Origin of the sequence: Melittangium boletus DSM 14713 (genome assembly GCF_002305855.1) — a bacterium.
Lineage (GTDB): Bacteria > Myxococcota > Myxococcia > Myxococcales > Myxococcaceae > Cystobacter > Cystobacter boletus.
Genome location: NZ_CP022163.1, coordinates 3,329,732 through 3,355,117, shown reverse-complemented (window position 1 = coordinate 3,355,117; position 25,386 = coordinate 3,329,732). Strand labels below are relative to the sequence as shown.

24 protein-coding genes are annotated in these 25,386 nt (G+C 69.3%); 15 read left to right on the top strand and 9 right to left on the bottom strand.

Annotated features, from left to right (window positions below; translation table 11 throughout):
• Positions 1 to 264 precede the first annotated feature (264 nt).
• Positions 265 to 1,596: a hypothetical protein gene (locus MEBOL_RS14025; RefSeq protein ID WP_095977900.1), complete on the top strand. Its 1,332-nt coding sequence runs from the start codon at positions 265 to 267 to the stop codon at positions 1,594 to 1,596.
• 163 nt (positions 1,597 to 1,759) lie between these two features.
• A complete protein-coding gene (locus tag MEBOL_RS14020) occupies positions 1,760 to 2,599 on the top strand; it encodes a hypothetical protein (protein ID WP_157774947.1) in 840 nt (279 codons plus the stop codon).
• 108 nt (positions 2,600 to 2,707) lie between these two features.
• Here MEBOL_RS14020 and MEBOL_RS14015 read toward each other — a convergent pair whose 3' ends face one another.
• Genes MEBOL_RS14015 through MEBOL_RS14005 form a run of 3 tightly spaced genes read right to left on the bottom strand, consistent with a single transcriptional unit; the run spans position 2,708 to position 5,341 of the window.
• A complete protein-coding gene (locus tag MEBOL_RS14015; protein WP_245919738.1) occupies positions 2,708 to 3,271 on the bottom strand; it encodes an imm11 family protein in 564 nt (187 codons plus the stop codon).
• Between the two features lie 34 nt (positions 3,272 to 3,305).
• Positions 3,306 to 4,058 (bottom strand): SDR family NAD(P)-dependent oxidoreductase, encoded by a 753-nt coding sequence (locus MEBOL_RS14010; protein WP_095977898.1) that lies wholly within the window; start codon positions 4,056 to 4,058, stop codon positions 3,306 to 3,308.
• 8 nt (positions 4,059 to 4,066) lie between these two features.
• A complete protein-coding gene (locus MEBOL_RS14005) occupies positions 4,067 to 5,341 on the bottom strand; it encodes a YecA family protein (RefSeq protein WP_095982776.1) in 1,275 nt (424 codons plus the stop codon).
• A gap of 98 nt (positions 5,342 to 5,439) precedes the next feature.
• Here MEBOL_RS14005 and MEBOL_RS14000 point away from each other — a divergent pair, with 98 nt between their 5' ends.
• Positions 5,440 to 6,024 carry a hypothetical protein gene (locus MEBOL_RS14000; RefSeq protein ID WP_095977897.1) on the top strand — a complete coding sequence of 195 codons (585 nt, stop codon included), beginning with the start codon at positions 5,440 to 5,442 and terminating at the stop codon, positions 6,022 to 6,024.
• A 6-nt stretch (positions 6,025 to 6,030) separates the two neighbouring features.
• On the opposite strand, the gene MEBOL_RS13995 is transcribed toward MEBOL_RS14000, so the two are convergent.
• The gene (locus MEBOL_RS13995; protein WP_095977896.1) at positions 6,031 to 7,434 is read right to left on the bottom strand and encodes a hypothetical protein; all 1,404 of its coding nucleotides are present in this window, start codon (positions 7,432 to 7,434) and stop codon (positions 6,031 to 6,033) included.
• A gap of 96 nt (positions 7,435 to 7,530) precedes the next feature.
• Between MEBOL_RS13995 and MEBOL_RS13990 the strand changes: the two genes are divergently transcribed.
• A complete protein-coding gene (locus MEBOL_RS13990; RefSeq protein ID WP_179956416.1) occupies positions 7,531 to 7,857 on the top strand; it encodes a CBS domain-containing protein in 327 nt (108 codons plus the stop codon).
• Positions 7,858 to 8,035: 178 nt separating this feature from the next.
• Positions 8,036 to 8,722 (top strand): nucleotidyltransferase family protein, encoded by a 687-nt coding sequence (locus MEBOL_RS13985; RefSeq protein ID WP_095977895.1) that lies wholly within the window; start codon positions 8,036 to 8,038, stop codon positions 8,720 to 8,722.
• A 48-nt stretch (positions 8,723 to 8,770) separates the two neighbouring features.
• Here MEBOL_RS13985 and MEBOL_RS13980 read toward each other — a convergent pair whose 3' ends face one another.
• The gene (locus MEBOL_RS13980) at positions 8,771 to 9,538 is read right to left on the bottom strand and encodes an OmpA/MotB family protein (protein WP_157774946.1); all 768 of its coding nucleotides are present in this window, start codon (positions 9,536 to 9,538) and stop codon (positions 8,771 to 8,773) included.
• Between the two features lie 362 nt (positions 9,539 to 9,900).
• Between MEBOL_RS13980 and MEBOL_RS13975 the strand changes: the two genes are divergently transcribed.
• The 3 genes from MEBOL_RS13975 (at position 9,901) to MEBOL_RS13965 (ending at position 12,118) form a co-directional block, all read left to right on the top strand.
• The gene (locus MEBOL_RS13975; protein ID WP_095977893.1) at positions 9,901 to 10,752 is read left to right on the top strand and encodes an HAD family hydrolase; all 852 of its coding nucleotides are present in this window, start codon (positions 9,901 to 9,903) and stop codon (positions 10,750 to 10,752) included.
• A gap of 64 nt (positions 10,753 to 10,816) precedes the next feature.
• Positions 10,817 to 11,785 (top strand): hypothetical protein, encoded by a 969-nt coding sequence (locus MEBOL_RS13970; protein ID WP_157774945.1) that lies wholly within the window; start codon positions 10,817 to 10,819, stop codon positions 11,783 to 11,785.
• Positions 11,786 to 11,791: 6 nt separating this feature from the next.
• Entirely contained in the window at positions 11,792 to 12,118 is a 327-nt protein-coding gene (locus MEBOL_RS13965; protein ID WP_095977891.1) for a hypothetical protein, read from the top strand.
• An 81-nt stretch (positions 12,119 to 12,199) separates the two neighbouring features.
• On the opposite strand, the gene atpA is transcribed toward MEBOL_RS13965, so the two are convergent.
• The 3 genes from atpA to atpH all read right to left on the bottom strand — a co-directional run bounded on the left by atpA (position 12,200) and on the right by atpH (position 16,074).
• Complete coding sequence (atpA, locus tag MEBOL_RS13960) at positions 12,200 to 13,747, bottom strand: F0F1 ATP synthase subunit alpha (protein WP_095977890.1); 1,548 nt, start codon at positions 13,745 to 13,747, stop codon at positions 12,200 to 12,202.
• A 170-nt stretch (positions 13,748 to 13,917) separates the two neighbouring features.
• A complete protein-coding gene (locus MEBOL_RS13955; RefSeq protein ID WP_245919737.1) occupies positions 13,918 to 15,330 on the bottom strand; it encodes a sensor histidine kinase in 1,413 nt (470 codons plus the stop codon).
• Positions 15,331 to 15,528: 198 nt separating this feature from the next.
• Positions 15,529 to 16,074: an ATP synthase F1 subunit delta gene (atpH, locus tag MEBOL_RS13950; protein ID WP_095977888.1), complete on the bottom strand. Its 546-nt coding sequence runs from the start codon at positions 16,072 to 16,074 to the stop codon at positions 15,529 to 15,531.
• 159 nt (positions 16,075 to 16,233) lie between these two features.
• Between atpH and MEBOL_RS13945 the strand changes: the two genes are divergently transcribed.
• The 5 genes from MEBOL_RS13945 (at position 16,234) to MEBOL_RS13925 (ending at position 22,789) form a co-directional block, all read left to right on the top strand.
• The gene (locus tag MEBOL_RS13945) at positions 16,234 to 18,054 is read left to right on the top strand and encodes an Hsp70 family protein (RefSeq protein WP_095982775.1); all 1,821 of its coding nucleotides are present in this window, start codon (positions 16,234 to 16,236) and stop codon (positions 18,052 to 18,054) included.
• Between the two features lie 188 nt (positions 18,055 to 18,242).
• Positions 18,243 to 20,348 carry a beta-propeller domain-containing protein gene (locus MEBOL_RS13940; protein WP_095977887.1) on the top strand — a complete coding sequence of 702 codons (2,106 nt, stop codon included), beginning with the start codon at positions 18,243 to 18,245 and terminating at the stop codon, positions 20,346 to 20,348.
• Positions 20,349 to 20,435: 87 nt separating this feature from the next.
• Entirely contained in the window at positions 20,436 to 21,815 is a 1,380-nt protein-coding gene (locus MEBOL_RS13935) for an MATE family efflux transporter (protein ID WP_179956415.1), read from the top strand.
• A 78-nt stretch (positions 21,816 to 21,893) separates the two neighbouring features.
• Entirely contained in the window at positions 21,894 to 22,433 is a 540-nt protein-coding gene (locus tag MEBOL_RS13930; RefSeq protein WP_218920903.1) for a papain fold toxin domain-containing protein, read from the top strand.
• Positions 22,430 to 22,789 (top strand): hypothetical protein, encoded by a 360-nt coding sequence (locus MEBOL_RS13925; protein ID WP_095977884.1) that lies wholly within the window; start codon positions 22,430 to 22,432, stop codon positions 22,787 to 22,789. The genes MEBOL_RS13930 and MEBOL_RS13925 overlap by 4 nt, the downstream gene beginning before the upstream one ends.
• 4 nt (positions 22,790 to 22,793) lie before the next feature.
• On the opposite strand, the gene MEBOL_RS13920 is transcribed toward MEBOL_RS13925, so the two are convergent.
• Positions 22,794 to 23,390 (bottom strand): hypothetical protein, encoded by a 597-nt coding sequence (locus MEBOL_RS13920; protein WP_245919735.1) that lies wholly within the window; start codon positions 23,388 to 23,390, stop codon positions 22,794 to 22,796.
• Positions 23,391 to 23,507: 117 nt separating this feature from the next.
• Here MEBOL_RS13920 and MEBOL_RS13915 point away from each other — a divergent pair, with 117 nt between their 5' ends.
• Both MEBOL_RS13915 and MEBOL_RS13910 read left to right on the top strand, forming a co-directional pair.
• The gene (locus tag MEBOL_RS13915) at positions 23,508 to 24,644 is read left to right on the top strand and encodes an AAA family ATPase (protein ID WP_095982773.1); all 1,137 of its coding nucleotides are present in this window, start codon (positions 23,508 to 23,510) and stop codon (positions 24,642 to 24,644) included.
• 41 nt (positions 24,645 to 24,685) lie between these two features.
• A complete protein-coding gene (locus MEBOL_RS13910) occupies positions 24,686 to 25,369 on the top strand; it encodes a hypothetical protein (protein ID WP_170115506.1) in 684 nt (227 codons plus the stop codon).
• The last annotated feature ends 17 nt before the right edge of the window (positions 25,370 to 25,386 follow it).

The following is a 25,386-nucleotide window of genomic DNA, read 5'->3' as shown; positions in this document are numbered from 1 at the left end:
CAACACCGTCGCACATCCGATGTGCCGTGGCTTGTCGAGTTCTTCCAGACGGGGGTCCATATCGTTGATGAGTTCCGTTGAGCTTGTGTGGGGACGGACATGGAGCGTTGGGACGTAGCCGGTAGGTCTACGGCCCGTGGTTCGCCTGTTGTCCGCGTGGCGACACGCAGGGTGAAGCGGGCGGCGTTTCCCTCGGGGCGGTTGCATGCGTGGGGGTTGGTATGAGTCATGCAAATCCTGACAGGACCTCATCAGGAGAAACCCATGAAAACCCCCGCCTTGCTGTTGGTTCCCGCCCTCCTTGGCCTCGCTTGTGGCGAGGGGATGCCGCAATCGCCCGTCGCCGAGGAGCTTCGCACCGAAACCGCCGCAGCTGCGGCGGCTGTCTTTTCTGGCTTGGTGCGCGACAGCACGGGGGCGCCGGTCGTCGGTGCCCGGGTGACGGTGAACGGAGTAGTCGTTGTCACCAACAGCGCGGGGGCGTACTCGGTATCGGTCGTGGACTCGAGGAAGGGCTACGTGTTCGACATCCGCAAGGATGGTTATGGGCCGGTGAACGAGTTCAAGACCGCGGGTCAGCTCGGCCAGAATCACGTGCTGGCCCGGGCCTTCTCGGTGAAGTTCGATGCCCAGAAGGAGACCGTCGTTCAGGATCCGTCTTCCGGCATCCGTGTGCTGGTGCCCGCGGGCAGCCTGGGCTCCGCGACGGGTGTTCCCGCGACGGGGCCGGTGACGTTCTCGGTCGTCGCGCATGGTCCGAACACGATGCTCGGTGACTGGACGGCGCGGAACGCCGCGGGCGCTCCAGTGGCGCTCGAGACCGTGGGCGCGATGACGCTGTCGGCCGTGGACGCCAATGGCAACACGCTCACGCTGTTGCCGGGAAGGATTCTGGATGTGCGCCTGCCGGTGCCCGCGGCCATTGGTGGGACCATGCCCGCGTGTGTGCTCAACGGGACGTGCCGGACCGTGATGTGGCGATTCGATCCGAAGACGGGTCTGTGGAACGAGCCGGGCGCGAGCGCCGTGACAGCCCAGTTCAGCCCCGCGGGGACGTCGTTGAAGATCATCGGTATCCGCAGGGGGAACACGATCGATCCGGCGGATGGCCTGGGGAGCTGGAACGCGGACATCGAGCACACCAATCCCGCGTGTACCATCATCGAGTTCGTCAACATTCCCCTGAGTTGCTACAACCCGCCTCCGGCGGCGAGCGTGGAGCCGGGCATCGAACTGGGCTTCGAGCAGATGACGTCGGGTGGGACGCCCTTCAGCAAGAGCCAGGCGGTGCGCTCCAGCGCGTCGTTCGTCGTGCTCTACAACCTGCGTGGGAACACGGCCGTGGACCTGTCCGCGGAGTTCCCGCCGGGAGCGCCGGCCTGGTGCGCGGGTAACTTGTCCATCACGTCGACGCCCGGGGCCGCCGCCGGCTACCCCCAGTACTGGTCCACGGGAGGGCGCACGCGCTTCAACTCGGGCACGCTCACCTTCGTGGGCTATCCCAAGAACTCCGCGGGCAACATCATCACCCAGGCGGATGTGGCCGCGGGCGACCACCCCTGCGGCTCGCACGTCTATCTCCAGACGCACCCGTAGTGCGGCGACCGGCTGGCGTTGAGGAAGCCAGGCGGGACGTGGATTCCTGATTGTCGAGGTATCCGTGCTCCTGAGCGGTGCCGCCGTGCCGCTGGGAGTCGTCGTTTACTTGATCTCTTCCGCGCACATGGGTTCACTCCGAGCGGAAGAGGTCACTTCGCACATGAACCGTCATCTTGGGGAGTTGGTCCTACCGGGAGCCGCGCTGCTCACCTTGCTGTCATCAGTGTCGGCCAACGCCGCGGAAGACGGTGCGGAGGTTCACCGCGTTCTCGCTTCGGTCCAGAGCTTGTACGAGAACTTCGAGTATGAGCAGGCCTTTCTTCAAATCCAGAGCGCGCGAAGACTGCCGAGAGGGACAGAGGAGGAGGTTCGGCTATCTCTCTACGAGGGCATCATCCTCTGTGAGACTGGCAACTTCGCTTCGGCCGAGAATGCCTTCAGGTCCGCTCTTCTGATGCGGCCTGACGCCATGCTGCCCATTCAGGTCGCGCCCAAGATCGAGGCTCTTTTCGAGTCCCAGCGGAAGAAGGTGAAGCAAACCCTTGCCGTCACCGCCACGCCTCAAGTTGCCCAGCCTGAGTCGGCGCGTCCGCTCGTGGATGTTCCCCAGCGGAGCGAGCCTTCGCCTTTCGTTTCCTCGGACAATGCTTCGGGCGCGACACCTTCACCGCTGATGGCGCCTTCAATGGTTTCCGGAGACAATGAGTCCACGCGAAGTTCTCTCCGGGATAATGCGATAGTACCCATCAGCGCGGGCCTGGTCGCAGTGATGGCAGGCGGAACTTCCTGGTTCGTATCCCGGCAATATCTTGCGGAGCCTCGCGGCGCTTCGGCCTCCGCACAGGTTTTTCAGAACGTGGGCATCTCCTTGGTGGGACTGGGCTCTGCGGCGCTGATTACCGGCGTGTGCATGTATTCGATGAATGCGCCGGATTCTTCCATCTCGCTGGGGGTGGGATCGGACGGGACGTCTGCCTTCGTCCATGGGCGGTGGCCTTGAAGAACGTCCTGGGTGAGGACGCGGCTCTCAAGCAGGTGGCGATGTAGCCGGGCGCGAAGGCCTCTACCCGCGCGCCCTTGGCCGAGCGCGCCGAAGCAAGTGTCGCGCTCACACTTCGACGAAGCGTGTTCCGGTGATGCCTTCTGATTGAAGTGCCTGCTGAAGGTCTTCGGCGATGATGAGGGCGACCCGCCATCCCCATGGACGAAAGATCCGGTCGTTACCCGCTTGATGAGGGTCTATCTTGAGACCCGATACCAGTCGGTACTCTCCTACCTTGTCGGGTCGTTCGTCCTCTGGCGTCCAGTGCTCCACTCGTTTACATCGAGCGTCATCGATGCACCGGACGATGCGCAGGGCGTTGAGGACGAAATAATGCTCCTCCCTGCCTGGAATATGCGTGGGAATGAATTGCACATCCGCGACGCGCAATCGCTCGAATAGCCCGACGATCCGCTCATGAACCACGGGAATGGAGAACGCGGCCCAACTGAAGTCCAGTGGTGCCCCAGGTTGAGCGAGAGAAAATTGAGGAACGCACGCCATGTCGAGCACCGCGCCCGTCTTGAATTGCCAGGGATCGACCTCTCGTCCCAACGCATCCAGGGGGCTTCCCAGATGCCACCTCGACGGAATTCTCCTGTCGTCCAACCACTCGAAGTACCGAGCCATTCGTGGGTCTTCTTCGCACCGCGGTGGCTTCCGCTCAGCGCGCCGAGTAGCCGCCGTCGATCACGTGCACGCTGCCGGTGATGAAGGACGCCCGGTCCGACAGCAGGAAGGCCGTGAGTTCCGCCACTTCGTGGGGCTCGCCCATGCGCCCCATCGGGTGGAGCGCGGCCACCGCGCCTCTCTCCTTCGCGGGCATGGCGAGCACATCCGGGGTGGCGATGAAGCCGGGCGCGATGGCGTTGATCCGCACGCCCTTGGTCGCGTATTCGAGCGCGGCCGCGCGCGTGAGTCCGACGATGCCGTGCTTGGACGCGACATACGCGGGCTCGCCCTCGACTCCGACGAGCCCCGCCGCCGACGTCATGTTGACGATCGCGCCTCCGCCCGAGGCCTGGATGGCGGGCAGCTCGAAGCGCAGGCCATGGAAGATGCCGTCGAGGTTGGTGGCGAGGACGCGGCGCCATTCCTCCGGCGCGTATTCACCGGTGTTCACGCCCACCTGGCCCGTGAAGCCCGCGTTGTTGACGGCGACATGGAGCGCGCCGAAGCGCGTGAGGGTCTGGGCCACCATCTCCTCGACGGCCCTGGCGTCGGAGACGTCGGCCGTCACGGCCAGGGTCGACGCACCCGAGGGGTCGAACCGCGCCGCCACGGCCTGGACGCGGTCGGCCTGGATGTCGACGAGCGCCACGCGCGCGCCGCCCGCGAGCAACCGCTTCGCGATCGCCTCGCCGATGCCGGAGCCGGCACCCGTCACGATCGCCACCTTGCCCGCGAAGTCGCTCATGGCCGCGCCTACGTCAGGGTAATGGGGTGGGCGCGCAGCCACTCCTGGGCGCGGTGGATGCGTTCGGCGGCGGCGGGCAGCTTCATGTCCGAGAGCAGCGCGCGGTAGGGCTCCAGATCCTCGGCCGTCCACTGCGTCTTGGCCTCGAGGTCCGCGCGCACCACCTGCTCCTCGGCGGAGCGGGCCTCGGGCTCGGAGCGCGAGGTGAGGATGGCGGCGAGCACCATGCGCACGGGCTCGGCCTCCACGGCCACGGCGGCGTCGGTGAAGAAGGTGCGCGTGCCCTCGTCGAGCGCCGCGTCCTTCGCGCGCGCACGCACGCGCTCGAGCAGGTTCGCGAGGAAGTCCTGGTCGGACTCCAGCGCCTTCCTCACCGCGCCCAGGAAGCCCGACACCGCGGCGCTCCGGGCCTTCGCGTCCAGGTCCGGGTTCTTGAGGGCGTTCAAGGGCGCCCAGAGGACGCTGGTGAGCCACACCTGTTCCTCGGGCGCGAGCAGCGAGGGGGTGGTGGGCTGGCGCATCGTGGCCTCCACCCGCGCCGCGCGCTCCTTGGCCTCCTGGGCGATGCGCGAGGCGAGTCCGGGGTCCGACTCCACGTACTTCACCAGCGCGTCCATGTCGCCCTCGCCCGCCTGGCGCAGGGCCTCGCGCGCCTCGTCGGACAGGTTCGCGCCCTCCGTGTCCACGCCCGCCGCCAGGGTCTGGCCGTGTTGGGCGCCCCACTCGCGGAACTGCGCGCTGAACACCACGTCCAGCACCGGCCGGTCCTCCGGGCGCACGCGGCCATCCTTGGGGGTGGAGGCGAGCAGCGCGCCCAGGCACAGCGCTCGCTTGTCCTCCGGAGACAGGCCCGCCGTGGTGGCCCGCGCGAGCAGGGTGGCGCGCAGCTTGTCCAGGAAGGCGCGCGTGCCCAGCTCGCGCACGGTGCTCAGCCGCAGCGCGTTGCGCGCCTGGGCCGGGTCTCGCTCCACGGCGTCCTCCAGCTTGTCGAGCTGGCGCGACACGTGGGTGTGGAAGAGCGGGCCATCGAAGCGCAGGCCAGGCGCGGGGCCCCATTTCGTCAGCAGGGTGCCCAGGTGCTCCAGGGTGCTGGAGACGCGCGCCAGGTCCTCGCCGCGCAGCATCTCCATGGCTTCCTGGAGCTCCCCGGCGAGCGGGTGGCCAGACGCCGCGGGGGGGGCCGCCGCCTCGCGCGCCCGGTCTTCCGCCGCGTGGCAGGCCTTGTACTTCTTGCCACTGCCGCAGGGGCAGGGCTCGTTGCGTCCGGGCTTCTGACGGCTCACGTCCACCTCTTCCAGGGAAGAATCAGGAGGGGAAAACAGACTCCGCCCCTCTAGCACGGGAACATGCCGCGAGGCCGGAGGCGGGTTAGGTTGTGCCCATGAAAAGACTTCTCGGTGTGATGACGCTCCTGTCGGCCGTGGGTGTGGCCGAGGCCCAGCCGCAAAAGACGCAGGCCGCTCCGCCCGCGCAAGCCGCGCAGCCGGCCGCGCCCGAGGCCGGTGGCCTCACCTGGACGGCGCCCAAGGACTGGGAGGCCCAGCCCGCGCGGCCCATGCGCGCGGCCACCTACCGCATCGCCCCCGCCAAGGGGGACACGGACTCGGCCGAGCTGGCCGTCTTCTATTTCGGCCCGGGCCAGGGTGGCGACGTGGACGCCAACGTGAAGCGCTGGGTGGGCCAGTTCCAGAAGCCGGATGGCACGGCGGTGACGGACAAGGAGACGCGCACCAAGAAGGAGACGCTCAATGGCCTGTCCATCACCACGGTGGACGTCAAGGGCACCTATACGGGTGGTGGCCCGATGATGGGTCCCTCCTCGCCCAAGCCGGGCTCGCGTCTGCTGGGCGCCATCGTCGAGGGGCCCGAGGGGCCGCTCTTCTTCAAGCTCACCGGCTCCGAGCGCACCGTGAACGGCGCGGAGAAGGGCTTCCGCAAGCTCGTGGAGTCGGTGAAGAAGAAGTAGGCGCGCTCAGCGGGGCTCGTCCGCCCGCTCGCGCATCCGTTGGAGGATTCCCGCCGCCTCCTGGGAGCCGCCCGCCTCCAGCGCGCGTAGCTTCTCGTGCACGGCGGGAGTGGCGTGCTCGAGGAGGGCGAGGATCAGTTCGTCCCGGGCGAAGCCTGGGTTCTCCAGGGCCGGGCCGAGCAGTTCCACGGCCCGCGTGTCCTCCAGGCGCACCAGGGCCGTCGTCGCCTCCCCCAGGGCACCCGGGCAGCGCGTGGCGAGTTCGTAGGCGCTCTGGGCGGCCTCGGGCGTGGCCACGTAGCCGAGCAGCGAAATGCCCGAGGTGCCAAACGTGCCCCGGCAGAAGACGTACCGCTCGATGGAGGGCCGTGCTCCCGGCTGCTTCTGCCTCGCGGCGGCCTCCAGCTCCTCGGCCTGGGCGAAGGTGTTGTCCGCCTGGAAGGCGACGTTCACCGGCACCTCATGGCCCGCGTTGACGAGCTCCGCGGCGATGCGGTTGCGCTGTGACTCCGGGTAATGGCTCAAGTCCGTGATGGCGCGCCGGGCGGCCTCCTGGCGGATGTCCCTCGAGAGCCACGCCTCGGTGCCCAGGGGCAACACGAGTCCGGACAGGTACACGCCGCGGTGCGCCAGCGCGTCGTACATCGCGAGCGCGCAGGCCGGCCCGAGGTTCACCCGCACGCCCTGGTCCGTCTCCAGGTGCAGGGTGAATTCGTGGCCGCTGGAGCCCCATCCCGCCACCGACCAGGCGCCCGTGGCGAGCCCTTCCTGCTGCTCACCCTTCATGTCCGCGGGCGTGTCACATCGCCGCTCGGGCAGCCGCGCCTTCATCCACTCTTCCAGTCGCCGCTGTCCGGCCCGCAGCGCCTCGGGGCTCGCGGCGGAGGCCGTTGTCGTGCGCACGAAACCGGCGCAGCTCAGGGCCTGTTCGGCGGACATCAGGACGCGCGCATCGTGCTCGTGCTCCAGCCGGGGCAGCGTGGCGAGCAGGGTCGTGGGTTCGCCCGCCAGCGAGGCGAACGCGAGCTGGCGCTCGAAGGGCTCCGGCGAGGACACCAGCCGCTGGAGCAGCGGGGGCTCGGCGAGGGCGCGGCGTGCCAGGAGGCGGGCGGCGGAGAGGGAGGGGCTTCGCGTGTCCCGCTCCCGGTGTCCGGGGTGGAGTCCCAGATACAGGGCGGGGCAGGGCTGGGTGAGCAGCACTGCCTGTAGGGCGGTGCTTTCGCCTCCCGCGCGCGCCGTCCGCAGGAGGACGTCGATGCCTTCGGCCCCCGCATGGTTCAGGGTTTCCTCCGCCTGCGCCGTCCGGTCGGGCCGATCGAGTCCGAGCGCGGCATCCCAGAGGCGTGGGTCGGTGTGGGCGCAGGCCGTGCCGAGGCCAGCGAGCAGGAGGACAAGCGGACGAGCGTGCATGCCGCGACTCTGGCACAGGCCCTCGTGGCCGGTGAGCGGCAAGGAGATTGCTAAGGCTTCTGATCGCTGGGTGGCTTTCTTCTTCGGGGGTTCATCATGACGCACGACACGGCACAGCTCCAGAACGACACGATGCCCGACATCCTCCTCTATCCTCGCGATACGGTGATGCGCGCGCTCGAGGTCATGCACCGTCACGGCGTGCTCGTGTTGCCCGTGGTGGATGAGCGCCGGGGCGAAGTGCTCGGTCATGTGTCGGAAGAGGAGTTGCGCCGTCTGGGCAACACGCTTCCGTTGGTGCGGATGACTGAAATTCTGAACGCCCGCGCGGCGCTCGCTTCAGAAGGAATTGCAGGGGCCGGAGCCGACTCCGAGGCGGTGTCGCCTTTGGAGCGGACGCGGTCCGAGTCCTGGTTGCACTAGCCGGGTGGAGGTGGGTCCGGGTCGGGGGAAAGGGGGGCACTGTGGTGAACAACTCATCACCGCCAAGTGCTGTCTTCCCGACGGGCTGCCCTCCAGGACACGGCCAGAAGCTTCCGGGCTTGCCAGGGTGTAGAGGGTCGCCCCCACGCCAACCGTTGGGGGCTGAGGAGGCGTGGGTATGAAGGCAGTGGCGATCATTCTCGCAGCGGGCGAGGCCAGGCGATTGGGGCATTCCAAGGCACTCGTCGAGCATGAGGGGGGCAAGAGTTTTCTCCAGTCGCTCGCGTCGACGTTCGGCAAGGCGGGCTGTGCGGTGCTCGCGGTGCTGGGCAAGGACGCCGACGCGGTGCGCGAGCAGCACCCGGCGGTCCACCTGGTGGAGAACGAGCGGTGGCACGAGAGCCAGCTCAGCTCGGTGAAGGCGGGCCTGGACGCGGCGCTCGAGGAGGGCGCGGACGTGGTGTTGTTGCACCCGGTGGACATGCCCGCCGTGCGCGCCACCACCCTCAAGACGCTGCTCAAGGCGCTCGGGGAGTCGCTGGAGGGGCTGCGGCCCGAGTTCGACGGGGCGCCGGGCTATCCGTTGATCCTCTCGCGCGCGGCCGCCGAGCGGCTGCGGGAGGCGGACTCGGGCGAGACGCAGCTGGAGGGGGCCGTGCGCGGCCTGAATCTGCGCCGCATCTCGGTGAAGGATCCGGGCGTCATCGTCAACATCAACACCCCGGAGACGTACGAGCGGCTGTTCGGCTCGGCGCCGAAGCTCGCGCCGCCGCCCAAGCGCAAGGGCAAGAAGCCCGAGGCCACCGCGTCGGCTCCGGCCGCCGCGCCCCTGGACTCGGCCGCGGACGGTCTGTCGGGCACGTGAGCCGGGCGCCGTGCCTCTCCCCGGGCTCGCCGGGGAGGGGAAGGGCGCTCAGCGCCGGCCCACCGCGCGAGCCCGGGCCGCGTCCAGCGCGGGCGCGGGCACGAGCCGCACTTCCAGCCGGGGCGTGGGCGTGGGGGCTTCCTCGAGTCCCACCGGACGCGAGGGACCGTAGCCCATGGCCACCAGCCGCTCCGGCGGCAGTTTCGACGTCCGCGCGAGCTGGTGCGTCACCGTCACCGCGCGGGCGGTGGACAGCTCCCAGGCGGTGGGGGAGGGCGAGGCGTCCGGATAGGACGCCACCTGCACGAGGTGCCCGTCCACGTTCAGCGCCGCGCCCACGCGGGTGAGCAGGGCCTCGCCCTCGGGCGTCAGCTCCGTTCCCTGGGGGGCGAAGAGCAGGGGATCCACGAGTCCCACCCGGAGCTGGCCCTCGGCCTCTTCCAGGTAGACGATGCCCCGCTCCCGCTCCTCCTTCAGGGTGGTTTCCAAGGCCAGACGCGCCGCGTCACGCCGGGCGGACAGCTCTCCGGCGCGTCTGGCGGACGCCGCGCGGTGCGAGACCTGGGCGCGCTGCTGCTGTTGCTCCAGCAGGCGGACCCGCCGCGTCAGCCCCTCGCGCAGCACCTGGAGCTCCTCGACGCGGGCCTCGGACTCGGCGGCCTCGCGCTCCAGCTGTTCCGTGCGCGTCACCAGGGCGGAGATGGAGCGGGACGCGCCCCAGCCTCCCGCGGCCACCACGCCGAGCGTGCCCAGGAGGAGCCACCCCGTCCACCGGGTGCTCCGGCGCTCCTCCAGCTCGTCCACTGTGATGTCCATGGGCCTCCACCCGGGGATTGTTGGAAGGCCGAATGTATTCGGGACTTCCGGGTGGGTCTCAAGGAGAAGTGGGTGGGCGTGTCGCTCAGTGGGCTTGGGGGCGGGGGGAGCGTTCGCCAGGAAAAAGTAAAGGCGGCGCGTCCGGGGAGGGGACCGGGCGCGCCGCCTCCACCGCCTCGGGGGGGACCCGGGCGGACGTGAAGCGTGTTGCAGAGGAACGCCCCGGTGGCCTTCCCAGGGGACCGCCGTGGCATCCACCTCCTCTTCTAGCGGGGGGGTCTGACATGCCCGGTGCCGCTTTGCCGGCCGCGCTCCCATGGGGCACACTGTGCGTTCGCGCACACAGAGAGGGACTGGGAGCGATGGCGATTCGATGCGTGGTGCTGGATTTCGATGGGACGTTCACGGACGTGGCGGCCGAGGGGGCGCCCTTCGTGAAGCACTTCCGCCGGCGCCTGTCCGAGGTCCTGGGCCGAGACGTGGGGGAGGCGGGCTGGGACGAGGTGGAGGCCGAGGTGTCCTCCAGCAACGAGGAGCATGGCTGGGAGGTGGGAGGGCGCACGGTGGCTCCCGCCACGGCGGATCCGTTCCTGCTGTCCAACTTCGTGGCGCGGCGGCTGTGCGACAGGCTGGGGGTGCTGCCGGACAAGGCCGAGCGGGTGGCGCTGTTGGACACGCTCTACCGCGAGGCGTACGCGCAGGTGGCGGTGGCCTTCAAGCCCGAGGCGAAGGAGGTGCTGGAGGCGCTGCTGGACACGGGCCTGCCCGTGACGGTGGTGACCAACGCGCACACGGACACGGTGGAGGCGAAGCTCACGAAGCTCGCGCCGCGGGGCCGCGAGCGGCTGCGGGTGTCGGGCAACGCGCGCAAGTTCCTCATCGAGCCGCCCACGGAGCCCGACGCGCTCTTCGGGGGCCTGCCCGAGACGTCGACGGTGGACGCGCTGGTGCGCCCCATCTACCTGCGCCGGGGCCGCTACTACGACGCCCTGTGCCGCATCTGGAAGGAGACGGGCACCTCGCCGGAGACGACGCTGGTGGCCGGTGACATCTACGAGCTGGACCTGGCGATGCCGGCGGCGCTCGGGGCGCGGGTGCAGTACGTCATGCGGAAGAACGCGCTGGAGTACGAGCGCCGGGCCATCGCGGCGCTCGGGGCCCGGGGCGGCATGGACCCGAGTCTGCGCGCCATCCTCCCGCGCCTGGAGGGCTGAGGACCCCTCCGTCCCCGGGACGCGCTAGGCTGCCCTTCTTCCGAACGACGCGATGGGGGAAGGGATGAACTGGAGGCGATGCAGGACCTGGGCCGTACCGGGCGCGGGGGTACCCTTCGTGCTCGTGCTCGCGCTGCTGCCGGGGTGCAAGACGCCGGGCAGCTTCCGGGAGCCGGTGGCCCGTTTCAAGGAAGCCAACACCTCGGCGAGCGTCGCCCTCGGCAAGTACTACGCCGAGCTCAACCGTTTCGAGCGGGACCTCTACCTCGACGAGCGCCTGTACGACGTGGGGTTGGAGGTGCTGGCCTCGGACGCGGCCGGACAGCCCACGCCCTTGCTGGGCAAACTTTTCTCCCCCGAGTCCATCCAGGCGCGCATGGACGCCATCGCCCTGTTGGGCACCTACGCCGAGCGGCTGGCCACGCTGGCGGGCTCGGAGGACGCGGGCAAGCTGCCCGAGGGCGCCCAGGCGCTGGGCGCGCAACTGGGCACGCTGGGCCTCCAGTTGGAGAAGCTGTCGGGCAAGGGCGACTCCACCGCGGGCCGCTACGTGGCGCCGGTGACGACGCTGGTGGGCGTGGTGACGTCGCTCTACCTGGAGAACAAGCAGGGCCAGGTGCTCCAGGAGGGCATCCAGCGGGGGGCTCCCCAGGTGACGGCGCTGCTGGATTTGTTGGAGGCGGACCTGGTGGAGGTGCTCGGGCCGCAGCGGCTCACGGGCGCCAAACAGGCCGTGGCCTCCCGGGTCATGTACTACAACCTCCAGCGCGGCACGCTCTCGCTCGCCGAGCGCCGCGCGGTGATCGAGGACATCCGCCAGTCCGCCACCGTGTACGAGGCGTTGGTGGTGGCCAATCCCGTGGAGCTGGCGCGGGCCCTGCGCGACGCGCACGAGGCCCTGCTGCGCTTCGCCCGCTCCGATCGGCAGCTGCAGTCCTTCGAGGAGCTGTCCAGCGCCATGCAGGCCTTCAAGGGCCGGGTGGACATCGCCTCCGCCGCCGTCCAGGCCATCCGCACGCCCGTGAAGGAGTAGCCGCCCATGCTCTTCGATACCCAGACGTTGACCCAGCTCATCGAGCGCTGTTTCGACCTGTCGATGAGTGGTGCCGTGCCGTCCATGGCGCGTGCTGAATACCTCGCCCAGGGCAAGCGGCTGCGCGAGCAGCTCATGCGGTTGTTGGGGGCGCGCTTCGACGCGGGCTCCGCCGAGTTCCAGCGGGCGGGCACCGCCTTGACGGAGACGAACGAAGCGCTCGCCCGGAGCGCCCAGGACCTGGAGTCGGCGACCCAGTGCGTGAAGCGCCTGGGCGAGCTCGTGGGCTACCTCGACAAGGCGCTCGCGGTGGCCGGCAAGGTCATCTCCTGAGGGAGCCCCCCAAACGCATCGGCCCCGCGTTCCCAGGAGGGGCGCGGGGCCGGGCGGTGCTTCAACAGCGGGCGGTGCGGCTTAGATCTTCGCGCCGGCCGTGGGCTGGAACAGATCGTTGAACTCGGTGATGGCCTTGTTCAGCGTGGTCTTGATCTCCGCCGTGAGCTCGCGCTTGTTCTGGATGTCCGTGGCGAGGCTCGGGTGACGGCTGTCGGTGTACTCGATGAACTCCTTCATCCAGCGCACCACGTCGCTCACCGGCACCTGACGGATCCACCCGCGCTTGTTCGCGTCCTCGCGGTTGGTGGCGGCGTAGAGCTGCATGACCTGCTTCTCGACGGGCATGGGCTCGTACTGGCCCTGCTTGAGGACCTCCACGAGGCGGGCGCCGCGCGCGAGCGTCTCCTGGGTGGCCTTGTCCAGGTCCGAGCCGAACTGGGCGAAGGCGGCCAGCTCGCGGTACTGCGCCAGGTCCAGCTTGAGGGTACCGGCCACCTGCTTCATGGCCTTGATCTGCGCCGCGCTGCCCACGCGCGACACGGAGAGACCCACGTTGATGGCGGGACGCACGCCGGAGAAGAACAGGTCCGTCTCGAGGAAGATCTGCCCGTCGGTGATGGAGATGACGTTCGTCGGGATGTAGGCGGACACGTCACCGGCCTGCGTCTCGATGATGGGCAGCGCGGTGAGGGAGCCGGCGCCCTCGGCGTCGGACAGCTTGGCGGCGCGCTCGAGCAGGCGGCTGTGGATGAAGAACACGTCGCCCGGGTAGGCCTCGCGTCCCGGCGGACGGCGCAGCAGCAGCGAGAGCTGGCGGTACGCCACGGCCTGCTTGGACAGGTCGTCGTACACGATGAGGGCGTGCATCTTGTTGTCGCGGAAGTACTCGCCGATGGCGACGCCCGCGTAGGGCGCGAAGAACTGCATGGGCGCCGGGTCGGACGCGTTGGCGGCCACGACCACGGTGTACTCGAGCGCGCCCGAGCTGCGCAGCTTCTCCACCACCTGGGCCACCGTGGACTGCTTCTGGCCGATGGCCACGTACACGCAGTAAACGTTGAGGCCCTTCTGGTTGATGATGGCGTCGATGGCGACGGCCGTCTTGCCCGTCTGACGGTCACCGATGATGAGCTCGCGCTGACCGCGGCCGATCGGCACCAGGGCGTCCAGGGCCTTGATGCCCGTCTGCAGGGGCTCGTGCACGCTCTTGCGCTTGACGATGCCGGGGGCCTTCACCTCGAGACGGCGCGTCTCGGTGGACTGGATGGGGCCCTTGCCGTCGAGCGGCTCGCCCAGCGGACTCACCACGCGGCCCAGCAGCCCCTTGCCCACGGGCACGGAGGCGATCTGCGCGGTGCGCTTCACGGTGTCACCCTCGCGGATGTCCTTGAAGTCACCCATGATGGCGACACCGACGTTGTCCTCCTCGAGGTTGAGCACCAGGCCCTTGACCCCGTTGGAGAACTCCACCAGCTCACCCGACAGCACACCCTCGAGGCCGTAGATGCGGGCGATACCGTCGCCCACGGACAGCACGGTCCCGGTCTCGGCAACGGTGACCTTCTTGCCGTAGTCCTTGATCTGCTCGCGGATGATTCTGCTGATCTCGTCGGCGCGGATTTCCATCTTGCGTCCTTGGCACGGGGCGGCCAGTGGGGTGCCGCCGGGGATACCTCAAAGTCGTCGGGGGGCCCCTTAGCATGCGCTCCCGGGCCACCGCAACGCGCAAGGCCCGCCGGGAGAACGCCGAGGATCATCCACCCGGTAAGTGGGGCTGACCCGGGGGGGGCGGCGACTCAGGTGCCCGGGGCGTGCCGGGGCAGCCAGACGACGAAGCGCGTGCCCAGCCCCACGCCGGACTCCACGGAGATGCGGCCCCCATGGGCGGTGGCGATCTGCCGGACGATATACAGGCCCAGCCCGAGCCCATCCGCGGAGGCCCGCTTGCCCTGCTTGAAGGGCTCGAAGAGCGTGGCGCGATCCTCCAGGGGCACCGGGGGGCCCTCGTTGCGCACCGACAGCGTCATCCCATCCGCGGAGCCCGCGAGGCGCACCTCGACGGGGGTCTCCACGGGGCTGTGCTGCAGGCCGTTGCCCACCAGGTTGTCGAGCAGCTGGACGAGCCGGGACTCGTCCCAGGTGCCCCGCATGTCGCCCTCCACCTTGCGGATGACGGTCCGTTGGGGGTGGGAGACCTGGTACTGCTCCACCACGCGATCGAGGAGCTTGTCCAGGCTCAGCGGCGTGGCGCGCACGGGGATGCCTCCGGCGAGCCGCGCGCGGGTGTAGTCCAGCAGCTCGTGGATCATCCGCTCCATGCGCCGGGTGGCCGTGGCCACGTGGCTCACCTGCCGGGACTGGGACTCGCTCAGCTCTCCACCGCGTTCGAGCGCGCCCACGCTGAGCTGGATGGCGTAGAGCGGCGAGCGCAGGTCGTGCCCCACCACGCCCAGCAACTGCTCGCGGAAGGTATCGGCACGGGCCGCGGCTTCCTCGGCGGCCTTGCGCGCGCCGATGTCCCACACGGTCACCATCCGCACCTCCCGGCCGCGGTAGGTCGTGGGGCGTCCAAGGACTTCCACGAAGAGCCGCTTGCCATCGGAGCGCAGGGCGGTCGCCTCGTAGGGGGCCACCACCTGCCGGGCCGTGGCGCGCTGCACCGTCTCGCGCGACTCGGGGGCGATCCACCGCACGAGTGACTGGCCCACCATGTCCTCGGGCGTGGTGCTCAACAGGTTGGCCAGTGCGCTGCTCGCCTCGAGGATGGTGCCGCCCTCGTGCAGGCAGTAGCCGTCACAGGACACCGCGGCGAGGTCGCGCAGCCGCGCCTCGTTCTCGCGCAGGGCGATGTCCTGGGCGACGCGCGCCGTCTCGTCCTCGAGCATCAGGCTCACGCCCGAGCGCAGGCCGCCCGTGCTCGCGGGCAGCAGGGAGAAGCGCAGGTGCCGCACCCCGCCGCCGGGAGCGCCCAGGGGGCCGGAGATGTACGCGCCCAGCACGGGCTCACCCGAGAGGGCCCGGTTCAAGAGCGGCGTCAGCGCCGCCGCCAGCATCGGCCACACCTCGCCGACCGTCCGCCCCTCGTACGCGCCGCTGGGCAGCGCGCTCTGGGCGATGAGGGCGTTGTTGACGAAGCGGAAGCACAGCCCCGTGTCCAGGAAGGCCAGACCCAGGCCCGGCACTTGGAGGAGCGCCCCCAGACACGACATGGCCTCCTCTGGCACAGAGGCGGTCCGGGAAGCCGAAGAAGAACGTTGGGGAACAGGCTGCGCCATGGCTGGGAAGGGACGGGCGGGGCCCGTAGGGGCCACCATAGCTTGTCCCAGGCGCTCTGGAAATACCGGGCTTGCAGGGAAATGGATGGAAGCCGACAGGGCGGCTTCCCTCCTGGCCCGAGCCCAGGCGGGCTAGCGCTGCTTGAGCTCGCGGCGCATCTGCTCCAGCTGGGTGCGCAGGGTGCCGTCGTAGAGGGTGCTGCCCACCTGGGCGGCGATGCCTCCGAGCACGTTCGGGTCCACGCGCGGCTCGAGCACCACGTTGCGCTGGGTGAGGGCGCGCAGGCTCTCCGAGAGCTTCTGCACGGCGTCCAGGGTGAGGGGCACCGCGCTGGTCACGTGGCCGCGCACCCGTCCCGCCTGGGCATCCGCCATGTCGCGGTAGAGGCGGGCGATGTCCGGCAGGTAGGCGAGCCGGTTGCGATCCACCAGCAGGCGCAGGGTGTTGGCCAGCACGGGCTCCAGGGCTCCGCTCGCCTGGATCAAACCCTCCACCACGCGGCTGCGCTGCGAGGCGGTGAAGGCCGGGTTGAAGAGCACGTCCGCCAACTCGCGGTTGTCGGCCAGGAGGCCGGCGAAGGTCGACAGCTGGTCGGACACGGCGTCCGCACGTCCCGCCTCGGTGGCGACGTCGAGAAGAGCACGGGCGTAGCGGCGGGCAATAGACACGTTCACCATGGCGCGGCGCGCTTAGCACGCCCCCCGGTTGGGGGCAATGCCGGGTGCATGCCGCACCCGGAGTGTGCCATAAGTTCCCCTGTGGACCCGGGGTGGGGTTGGCGTGAAAAGAGGTTCCCTGGAACCCCGCTTCCCCGGCGTATCATGGACTCTCGGACCATGCGCGACCCCGTCATCGGCATCGATCTGGGCACCACCAACAGCGCGGTGGCCACCGTGGAGGGCGGCCAGCCGCGCCTCATCCCATCCCGCGCCGGAGGCCGTCTGACGCCCTCCGTGGTGGGGCTCACCCCCCGGACGGCCGAGCGCGTCGTGGGCGTCCCGGCGCAGACCCTGGCCGAGGAGCACCCGGACTGCGTTGTGTGGGCCACCAAGCGTTTCATCGGGCGGCGCTTCACCCCGGAATTGCTCCAGTCGGCGCGCGCCGTGGTGCCCTATCCCCTGATGGGCGGCACCACCGGGGACGTGCGCGTGAAGATGGCCGGGCGCACCGTGCCCGTCACCCAGGTGGCGGCGATGATCCTGGGCGAGCTCAAGCTCGACGCGGAGGCCTACTTCGGCCGGGAGGTGAGCCAGTGCGTCATCACCGTTCCGGCCAACTTCGATGACGGCCAGCGCCAGGCCACGCGCGAGGCGGCCGCCATCGCCGGCCTGGACGTGCTGCGCCTCATCAACGAGCCCACCGCCGCGGCGCTCGCCTACGGGCTGTCGCGGGGCTTCGAGGGCCATGCGCTCGTGTTCGACCTGGGCGGAGGCACCTTCGATGTCACCGTGCTGGAGGTCACCGACGGCGTCTATGAGGTGAAGGCCACCGGAGGCGACCCGGCGCTGGGCGGCGAGGACTTCGATCTGCGCATCGTCGACTGGCTGCTCGCCCAGGTGGAGGAGCCCTTCCGCGAGCAGGTGCACCGCGACGTGACGTCCATGCACAAGCTCAAGGTCGCCGCCGAGCAGGCCAAGCGCGAGCTGTCCGAGTACGAGGAAACCCTCATCTCGCTCGGGGGCCTGGGGGACCACTCGCAGCCCACGCGCAAGTTCACGGGCCTGGAGACGGCCCTCACGCGCTCCTTCTTCGAGCAGCTGTGCGAGGCGCTCTCCAAGCGGTGCCTGGCGGTGTGCGAGTCGGTGATGCGCGATGCGCGCATGGAGCCCTCGCGGGTGGACGCGGTGCTGCTGGTGGGGGGCATGACGCGCGTGCCGTTCATCCGCCGGCTGGTGTCGGACTTCTTCGGCAAGGCGGCCTCCACCGAGGTCAACCCCGACGAGGCCGTGGCCCTGGGCGCGGCCATCCACTCCGATGAGCTGACGAGTCAGGCCGGCGCGGCGCTGCTCCTGGACGTGGTGGGCAACTCGCTGGGCGTGGGCGTGCTCGGGGGCAAGGTGCGCCGCCTCATCGCCCGCAACCGCTCGGTGCCCGTGGTGGCCAAGGAGCTCTTCCACCCGGGCAGCCACAACCAGAAGGAAGCGCGCATCCCCATCTACCAGGGCGAGAGCGACCTGCAGGACGAGAACCGCAAGCTCGGGGAGCTGGTGCTGCGCAACCTCCAGGCGGGCTCGCGCGCGGATACGCCCCTGGAGGTGACGTTCGAGCTGTCCAACGAGGGCATCCTCGCGGTGCGCGCCGTGGACCTGCAGACGGGCCTGAGCGAGCAGGTGCGCGTGGAGGCCCGGCCCCACCTGCCGGCCCCGGAAGCGGACCGGCTCGTCAAGGAGCAGGCCGCCTACTCCCAGAAGCAGGCCCAGGTGGACGCGCGCAAGTCCGAGGACAAGTTCCGCAAGCTCCTGGAGCGCGGCGAGAAGCTGGCGAGGTTGCTGCAGCACTCCGCCGAGGAGAACCCCGGTGAGCAGAACGAGACGGCCGCGGCCAACGTGCGTTCCCTGCTGGACACGGGCCGCGTCGCGCTCGAGTCCCAGGATGCCGCGCGGTGCGCCCAGGTGGCGCGCGAGCTGAGCCACCTGTTGGCGGGGCGCCAGGCCTAGGCGCGGCTCCCGCCGGTTTTTCGCCCATGTGTTCCCGAGGACCCTCGGTTTTCCGAGGCCCCTCGCGCACGTCCCGCTTTCGCCAACCCCTTGGTTTCCCTTGCTCCCGGGCTCGGGCCTGGCCCTTGGCACACCCGTGGCAATGCCCGCCGCGCGTCGGAGTCGACGCGAAGCGAGGAGTCGGATTCATGCACGGCAACAACGGACGGAAGTGGGTGGTGCTCGCGTTGGCGGGCGTCGCGGGGTGCTCGTCGGAGGAAGAGGTCATTCCCGAGAACCAACCGGTGCAGATGAGCGCGCGGCTGGAGTCCTTCGACAGTTGCGAGGCGCTCGAGTCCTATATCGAGGACGCCGCGGTGCTCGACATGCGCGCGACCCTGGAGCGCTCCAAGCAGTACGCGCGGGGAGGCTTGTTCGGCGGTATTCCGGAGTCCTCTCCCATGCCGCCCACGGGCGATAGCTCGAATTCGAGCCCGAGCCCGAGCCCGGGTTCCGGCGCGGGCGGTCCGAGCAACCACACGGGCACCAACAACCAGGTGACCGGCGTGGACGAGGCGGACTTCGTGAAGAACGACGGCACGCGCCTGTTCGTCCTCTCCGGACAGACGCTCTACCTGCACCGCTCCTGGCCCGCCCAGTCGCTGCGGGCCGAGTCCTCCCTGAAACTGGAGGGCTATCCGCGGCAGATGTTCCTGCACGGCGATCAGGTGGTGGTCTTCTCCGTGGTGTACGAGCCCCAGCCGGGGCAGGGCGCTTCGGTTCGGGTGATGTCCGACATCGCATGCCCGGACCTCGGCTTCTGCGGCTATTCCGCCCACGTCTCCACCAAGGTGACGACGGTGGATGTGTCGCAGCTGGCCGCGCCCCGGGTGGTGAGGGAGATGTACCTGCCGGGCGACTACCAGGACGCGCGACTGGCGGGAGGCTCGGCGCGCGTGGTGCTGCGCGAGTTCTTCATCTGGCCCGCGGCCGTGCGCTGGTACCCCGAGACCTCGGGCATGAACTGGTGGGACTCCCGGCGGATGGAGCCCGCGTTCGACAAGCTGATGGCCGAGAACGAGCGCATCATCCGCTCGCACAACCTGGCGGACTGGCTGAAGGGGGGACGCATCCGCCTGCCGGATGGCACCCTGGTGGCGTGGAACCGTGACTGCCGGGACTTCCACCGGACCAACGCGCCCTCGCGGCTGGGCTTCGCCACCGTGGCCTCGATCGATCTGGACGCGGCGGTGACGCAGGCCCCGGGCATCACCACCCTGGTGGCCCAGACGGACCTCGTCTACGCCACCGCCACGTCGCTCTACCTGAGCGCGCGGCACTGGTGGTGGTGGGAGGACGCGGGGCAGACGGACTACTCCTATGTGCACAAGTTCGAGCTGACGCAGCCGCACCGCGCCCACTACGTGGCCAGCGCCACCATCGAGGGTCAGCCGCTCAATCAATTCAGCTTCGATGAGCACGAGGGCGTGCTGCGCGTGGCCACCACGCTCACGCGGCGGGTGAAGGATGACTCGTCGCGCTGGGGCCGGACCGAGACGTCCAGCCGCGTCGCCACCTACGCGCAACAAGGGAGCCAACTGGCGCTGCTGGGCCAGAGTCCGGAGCTGGCCGAGGGCGAGCGCATCTTCAGCGCGCGCTTCCTGGGCGACAAGGGCTACGTGGTGACGTTCCGCCAGACGGATCCGCTCTTCACCTTCGACCTGTCGGACCCCACACAACCGCGCAAGGTGGGCGAGCTCAAGGTGCCGGGCTTCTCCACGTACCTGCACCCGCTGGGCGACACGCACCTGCTGGCGGTTGGCGAGCACAGGGCGGAGGATGGCAGCTGGAACTCGCGCTCCCTCAAGGTGACGCTCTTCGACGTGAGCGACCTGGCCCACCCCCGCGAGGCCTTCACGCAACAGGTGGGCACGTCCTCCAGCGGCAGCGAGGCGCTCTACGATCACAAGGCCTTCAACTACTTCGCGGCCAAGGGCCTGCTCGCCATTCCCTTCACGGATTGGAACTGGAGCAAGCCGAGCGGGGGGAACTACTGGGACGGCTTCACGAGCGAGCTGCGGGTCTTCCGGGTGAGCCCCACCACCGGCATCGTTCCCGTGGGCACGCTCGGCATGAGCGACTTGTTCCGCACGGTCAACTATTACCAATGGAGCTACACCTACGTCCCCAGCGTGCGCCGCAGCGTGATGGCGGATGACTATGTGTACGCCATCACGGACGCGGGCGTGCGCGTCTCCCACGTGAACCAGCTGTCCCAGCCCCTGGCCACCACGCGCTTCGACTCTCCGCGTTAGGGCCCCTGTCAGGGAGGCGGAGGCCGGGGCGTCGGCCAGAGGAGAATCGCGCGACGTCCGCGCAAACACGCTATAGGCACGTGCCCCATGCCGTCCGCTTCCCTGCCGAGCCACAAAGAGGAATTCCGCGAACTCTGGCGACTTGCCCTGCCCATCGCCGTGGCCCAGGCGGGCCATTCGCTCATGAGCTTCGTGGACACCGCGGTGGTCAGCCGGGCGGGCACCCAGGCGCTCGCCGCCGTGGGTCTGTCCACGGCCATCTTCTTCGCCGTGAGCAGCTTCGCCATCGGCTTGATGATGGGCGTGGATCCCCTGGTGTCCCAGGCCTTCGGGGCGAAGAACTTCTCGCGCGCCCGGGAACTGCTCTGGCAGGGCAGCTACCTGGCCGTGATCGTGGGCTCGGTGCTGGCGGTGCCCCTGATTTTGGGACCCTGGCTCCTGCCGTGGCTGGGGTGGGATTTCGAGGGACTGTCCCAGGTGAGCGACTACCTCACCTGGCGCGCTCCGAGCCTGCCCCTGCTGCTGCTCTTCATCACCGCGCGAGCCTACCTCCAGGCGACGGCGCGTCCCCTGGTGCTGGTGGTGGCCACGGTGGTGGCCAACCTGCTCAACCTGGGCGCCAACGTCCTGCTCGTCTTCGGTGGCGAGGGTCTGCCCGCGTGGATGGGACCGTTGCGCGCGGTGCCCGCCCTGGGCGTGAAGGGCTCGGCGATGGCCACGCTCCTGGCGTGTCTCGTGCAGTGGCTCATCGTGGCGTGGGCGGTGCGGGGGGCGTCCACTCAGCGAGACGCGGCCTGGGTGCGGCCGGTGCGCGCGGACATCCTCCAGGGGATGCGGGTGGGATTGCCCATTGGCGCGCACATCGCGGCCGAGGTGGGCGTCTTCTCGCTCGCGGGCGTGCTCTCGCGCTGGATGGGTCCGGAGAGCATGAGCGCGCATCAGATCGCCCTGTCTTTCGGCAGCTTGTCCTTCGCCATGGCCCTGGGCATTGGCAACGCGGGAAGCGTGCGGGTGGGCTGGGCGGTGGGCGCGCGCGACACGCCCCGGGCGCGGCGCAGTGGGATGATGGCGTTCGCCTCGGGGGCGGGTTTCATGATGGTGTGCGCGCCGGTTTACGCGCTCTTCGCGCCCCAACTCGCGGGCCTCATGGGCGCGCCACTCGAGGTGCGGCCCCTGGTGGTGCCCTTGTTGATGGTGTGCGCCGTCTTCCAACTGTCCGATGGGGTGCAGGGGGTGGGCGCGGGCGTGCTGCGTGGCGCGGGCGAGACGCGCTTCACCTTCTTGGCCAACATGGTGGGGCACTACGTGATTGGCCTGCCCGTGGCGCTGCTGCTCGGCTTCGTCCTGAAGTGGGGCGTGGTGGGCATCTGGTGGGGCTTGTGCACGGGGCTCACCGCCGTGGCGCTCGCGCTGCTCTGGCGCTTCGCGCGTCTGAGCGCGGGCACCCTCCAGCCCCTGGAGCAGTGAGCGGGGGCTCTCTGGTGGAGGAATGAGGAGACGAGTACCCTGCGTGTACAGGGGGGCGCACGCATGGTTCGTGGGTGGATGCTGGGATTGTTACTTCTGGTCGCGGTGGCGGGAACTCCCGCGCGGGCTGGATTCCCACCATCCGTGGCGGGGCTGACACAGAGGAGCGTGCTGGCCGGCGCGGACTCCCTTCAGCTCAAGTTGTGGGCGTATCTGGCCCGGGGTGACATCGCGGGCGCTCTCGTGATGTACGAGGCCCAGACGGGACAAGCCCCACCGGCATGGCTGCTGGAGTTGCAGTCGGCCTACGTTGTCGCCAATCAGGTCGCGGGCCGATGCCAACAGGTGGCTCGTACCATTCACACCGCGTTCGACAAGCTCGGACGAGCGCCTGAATACATCGCGTTCAAGACCAACCAGCAACATCCCTATATGGTTTTCGACCTTGGAAATGGGAAGCAGGCCTCTGTTACCCGAAACGGCTACCATGTGGCCGTCAAGCTCGGAGACTTGATTTACGATGCCTATACAGGGCCGCTTGGAATGAGATTGTCCGATTACTTGTCCCGGCTTCACGCCAAGCAGGGAGTCATCTGGGAACAGGTGAAGACGCCATGAACGAAGAGAATCCCCCGGTGGCTCCTCGCCGAGTCCTCCTGCTCGACTATTTGATGGGCATGCGCGACAACATGCCGCGGCAATTGCTGTTGCACATGGGCGAGATCAACATCGCGCGCATGGTGGCCTTCATCGATGGTTTCCGGGCATGCCAGGACGTGAACGGCTTTCACGACGAGGAGTATGGCCGGTTCAGTGATTGGCTCCGCGACGTGAAGCAGGAGTTCCCCACGGACGGGTGGGATGCCAAGTGCCTGTACGATTGCGACGGCGATCATGAACGCGCCATCGCCCGGTTCCTCGGCTTCGTCGCCGAGTTCGTCGCCTCGCGCGAGCGCGGACACCGGGGCGGCTGACGGTTCAGAAGCGCAGCGTGGGGCCGAGCAGGATGGAGTGCAGCGGCTGGGTGCACGCCTGCGTCGGGGGATTCGTGGTGATGTCGTCCACGCGCACGTCGCACCACTGCCAGGCCGTGGAGGCCGTGATGCCCAGGTGCTCGCCGAACCACGCGTCCACGCCCAGTCGTAGCGCCGTGCTCAACCCCGAGTGCAACATCCGCCGGGGCGCTTCTTGGATGTCCTCGATGGAGGGAAGCGACTTCGGAAAGGTCAGTGGCGTGGAGCGGCTGCCCGCCACGCGCAGTCCCACCCAGGGATTCACCCCGCCCTCCCGCATGAAGCGCAGCCGCATCTCCACGCCCAGCGACATGTAGTCCAGCTCCGTCTTCAGTCCCTGGTAGTTCCCACCCCAGGTCTGTGCTCCCTCGCCCACCAGGCCGAGCGACAGTCCAAAAGGCGTCTCCACGCCCACGTAGGCCTGCAGCGCTCCACCCTGGGCGCGAATGCCGGAGGTATGATCGAGCACGGCACCGGTGGTGGCGGAGGCGTACCCACGCCAGGGCCCCGCCGCCGAGCTCCCAGCCCACAGCACCACCACCAAGCTTCCGAGACTCGTCACGCGTCGCATCAGGGGGCGGAGCTTAACGCAGACCCGACCGGCCGGGTCCACCCCCACCGGGTGTTCGTTCCCGGGATGGCATTCGATGACCTGAACTCACCGGATAGAGTGTACTTCATGTCTTTCTCGTTCGATGAGTCCTCCTCTCGTGTGCGCGAGGCCCTGGCCGATGCGAGCCGCGGTCTGGTGGAGCGCGAGGCCATGGTGGAGTTGGTGACGCTGTGCGCCGTGGCCGGTGAGCACCTGCTCGTCATCGGACCGCCGGGCACCGCCAAGAGCGAGGCCGTGCGCCGCACCGCGCGCGCGCTCGGGGGCGGCTACTTCGAATACCTCCTGGGCCGCTTCACCGAGCCCTCGGAAATCTTCGGCCCGGTGGACTTGCGCAAGTTGCGCGAGGGGCTGGTGGAGACGGAGACGGCTGGCATGTTGCCCGAGGCCGAGGTGGCCTTCCTCGACGAGGTGTTCCTCGGCTCCACCGCCATCCTCAATACGCTCCTGGGGCTGCTCAACGAGCGGGTGTTCCGCCGCGGCCACACGCGCATGCGCTGCCCCCTGCGCGTGTGCGTGGGCGCCTCCAACGCCTTGCCCGAGGAGGAAGCACTCGCCGCGTTCGCCGACCGCTTCCTCGCGCGCATCTTCGTGGAGCCCGTGCCCGACCCGAGGCTGGAGGAACTGTTGGCCGGTGGTGCCGCGCTCGCCTTGGACGGCGAGGCTCGCACCGCGCCGCTCGAGGCTCTCGATGTCCTGACGCGGGTGGCTCGGGAGGCGGACCTCGCGCCCGTGCGCCCCCACCTGGCCCATGCGCTGCGCGTGCTGCGCGGCGCGGGCATCGGCTTGAGCGATCGGCGCATGGTGAAGGCCCAGCGTCTGGTGGCCGCCGCCGCGGTGCTCGCCGGACGCCGCGCTCCCGGCGTGGCGGACCTCTGGCCGCTCGTCTACGCCGTGCCCACGCAGGCGGGACAGGCGCTCGCGCGGGATGTGTTGCGCGAACTGCTCGCGCACTCGGAGAACGCCGCGCTTCCGGCCGCCGCCCTCGAGGCCAGCGCGGGGCCTCTCGCCCGGGCGCGGGGGCTCGTCTTGTCCGCGCGCGCCGTGCTCGCCGCGCGGCCCGAGGGCTCGGAGGCCGAGGCCATGGCCGCGTGGCGGTTGAAGCTGGAGGGCGTGGTGCGCGAGATGGACGCGGGCTTCGCTCCCGAGGCCCTTCCCGAGGAGCTGCGCGCCTTGCGTGAGGACGTGCGCGGGGTGCTCGCGTGAGTGCGTTCCCCGCGCCCCCTCGAACAGGGCAAGCTCGTCCCATGCGAATGAAGATGCTGCTCCTGGGTGTGTCCCTGTCGATGTCCCTTCCCGCGCTCGCGCAGGAGGTGAAGCCCCTCGAGTTGTCCCGGGTCCCGAAACGGGGACAGGCCCCCAAGGACTTCGTTCCTTCCGGGTGGACGATCGAGGAGACGATCAAAGGAGACCTGGACAAGAACGGCGGCGAGGACACGCTCCTCCAGTTGGTCGAGGACAAGCCCGCCAGTACCGAGGAGGGTGTTCCGAATGACCGGGCGCGCGCGTTGCTGGCCCTGCTCTCCGAGGGAGGCGCGCTGCGGCTCGCGGGGGCCTCCAACCAGGTGCTCTACTGCACCACGTGCACGGGGACGCTCGGTGGCTCGGGCGAGGGGCTGGTGAAGATCGCCAAGGGCGTCGTCCTCATCGATCAGCTCAGTGGCTCGCGGGACACGACCCACACGCTCCTGCGCTTCCGCTACGACGCGAAGGTGGGCCGCTTCGCGTTCATCGGCGAGGACGTCGACAAGACGGACCGGCTCGAGGGCACCACGAGCAAGGTGAGCACCAACCTGCTGACCGGCCAGCGCGTCACGGAGAACCTCCGGTACGACGTGAAGAAGGAGAAGGACGTCCCCGTGTCCTCGAAGAAGAGCCAGGTGCCCGTGAAGAAGGCCTACCTGGAAGACGTGGACATCTCGAAGTACTGAGCATCCCGCTCAGGAGC

Coding starts and splice junctions, on each gene's coding strand:
- MEBOL_RS13940 (WP_095977887.1), top strand. CDS start 18,243: ATGCACGGCAACAACGGACGGAAGTGGGTGGTGCTCGCGTTGGCGGGC.
- MEBOL_RS14015 (WP_245919738.1), bottom strand. CDS start 3,271: ATGGCTCGGTACTTCGAGTGGTTGGACGACAGGAGAATTCCGTCGAGG.
- MEBOL_RS14020 (WP_157774947.1), top strand. CDS start 1,760: ATGAACCGTCATCTTGGGGAGTTGGTCCTACCGGGAGCCGCGCTGCTC.
- MEBOL_RS13980 (WP_157774946.1), bottom strand. CDS start 9,538: ATGGACATCACAGTGGACGAGCTGGAGGAGCGCCGGAGCACCCGGTGG.
- MEBOL_RS13915 (WP_095982773.1), top strand. CDS start 23,508: ATGTCTTTCTCGTTCGATGAGTCCTCCTCTCGTGTGCGCGAGGCCCTG.
- MEBOL_RS13935 (WP_179956415.1), top strand. CDS start 20,436: ATGCCGTCCGCTTCCCTGCCGAGCCACAAAGAGGAATTCCGCGAACTC.
- MEBOL_RS13970 (WP_157774945.1), top strand. CDS start 10,817: ATGAACTGGAGGCGATGCAGGACCTGGGCCGTACCGGGCGCGGGGGTA.
- MEBOL_RS13945 (WP_095982775.1), top strand. CDS start 16,234: ATGCGCGACCCCGTCATCGGCATCGATCTGGGCACCACCAACAGCGCG.
- MEBOL_RS13975 (WP_095977893.1), top strand. CDS start 9,901: ATGGCGATTCGATGCGTGGTGCTGGATTTCGATGGGACGTTCACGGAC.
- MEBOL_RS13910 (WP_170115506.1), top strand. CDS start 24,686: ATGCGAATGAAGATGCTGCTCCTGGGTGTGTCCCTGTCGATGTCCCTT.
- MEBOL_RS14025 (WP_095977900.1), top strand. CDS start 265: ATGAAAACCCCCGCCTTGCTGTTGGTTCCCGCCCTCCTTGGCCTCGCT.
- MEBOL_RS14010 (WP_095977898.1), bottom strand. CDS start 4,058: ATGAGCGACTTCGCGGGCAAGGTGGCGATCGTGACGGGTGCCGGCTCC.
- atpA (WP_095977890.1), bottom strand. CDS start 13,747: ATGGAAATCCGCGCCGACGAGATCAGCAGAATCATCCGCGAGCAGATC.
- MEBOL_RS13965 (WP_095977891.1), top strand. CDS start 11,792: ATGCTCTTCGATACCCAGACGTTGACCCAGCTCATCGAGCGCTGTTTC.
- atpH (WP_095977888.1), bottom strand. CDS start 16,074: ATGGTGAACGTGTCTATTGCCCGCCGCTACGCCCGTGCTCTTCTCGAC.
- MEBOL_RS13985 (WP_095977895.1), top strand. CDS start 8,036: ATGAAGGCAGTGGCGATCATTCTCGCAGCGGGCGAGGCCAGGCGATTG.
- MEBOL_RS13955 (WP_245919737.1), bottom strand. CDS start 15,330: ATGTCGTGTCTGGGGGCGCTCCTCCAAGTGCCGGGCCTGGGTCTGGCC.
- MEBOL_RS13925 (WP_095977884.1), top strand. CDS start 22,430: ATGAACGAAGAGAATCCCCCGGTGGCTCCTCGCCGAGTCCTCCTGCTC.
- MEBOL_RS14000 (WP_095977897.1), top strand. CDS start 5,440: ATGAAAAGACTTCTCGGTGTGATGACGCTCCTGTCGGCCGTGGGTGTG.
- MEBOL_RS13990 (WP_179956416.1), top strand. CDS start 7,531: ATGACGCACGACACGGCACAGCTCCAGAACGACACGATGCCCGACATC.
- MEBOL_RS13995 (WP_095977896.1), bottom strand. CDS start 7,434: ATGCACGCTCGTCCGCTTGTCCTCCTGCTCGCTGGCCTCGGCACGGCC.
- MEBOL_RS13930 (WP_218920903.1), top strand. CDS start 21,894: ATGCTGGGATTGTTACTTCTGGTCGCGGTGGCGGGAACTCCCGCGCGG.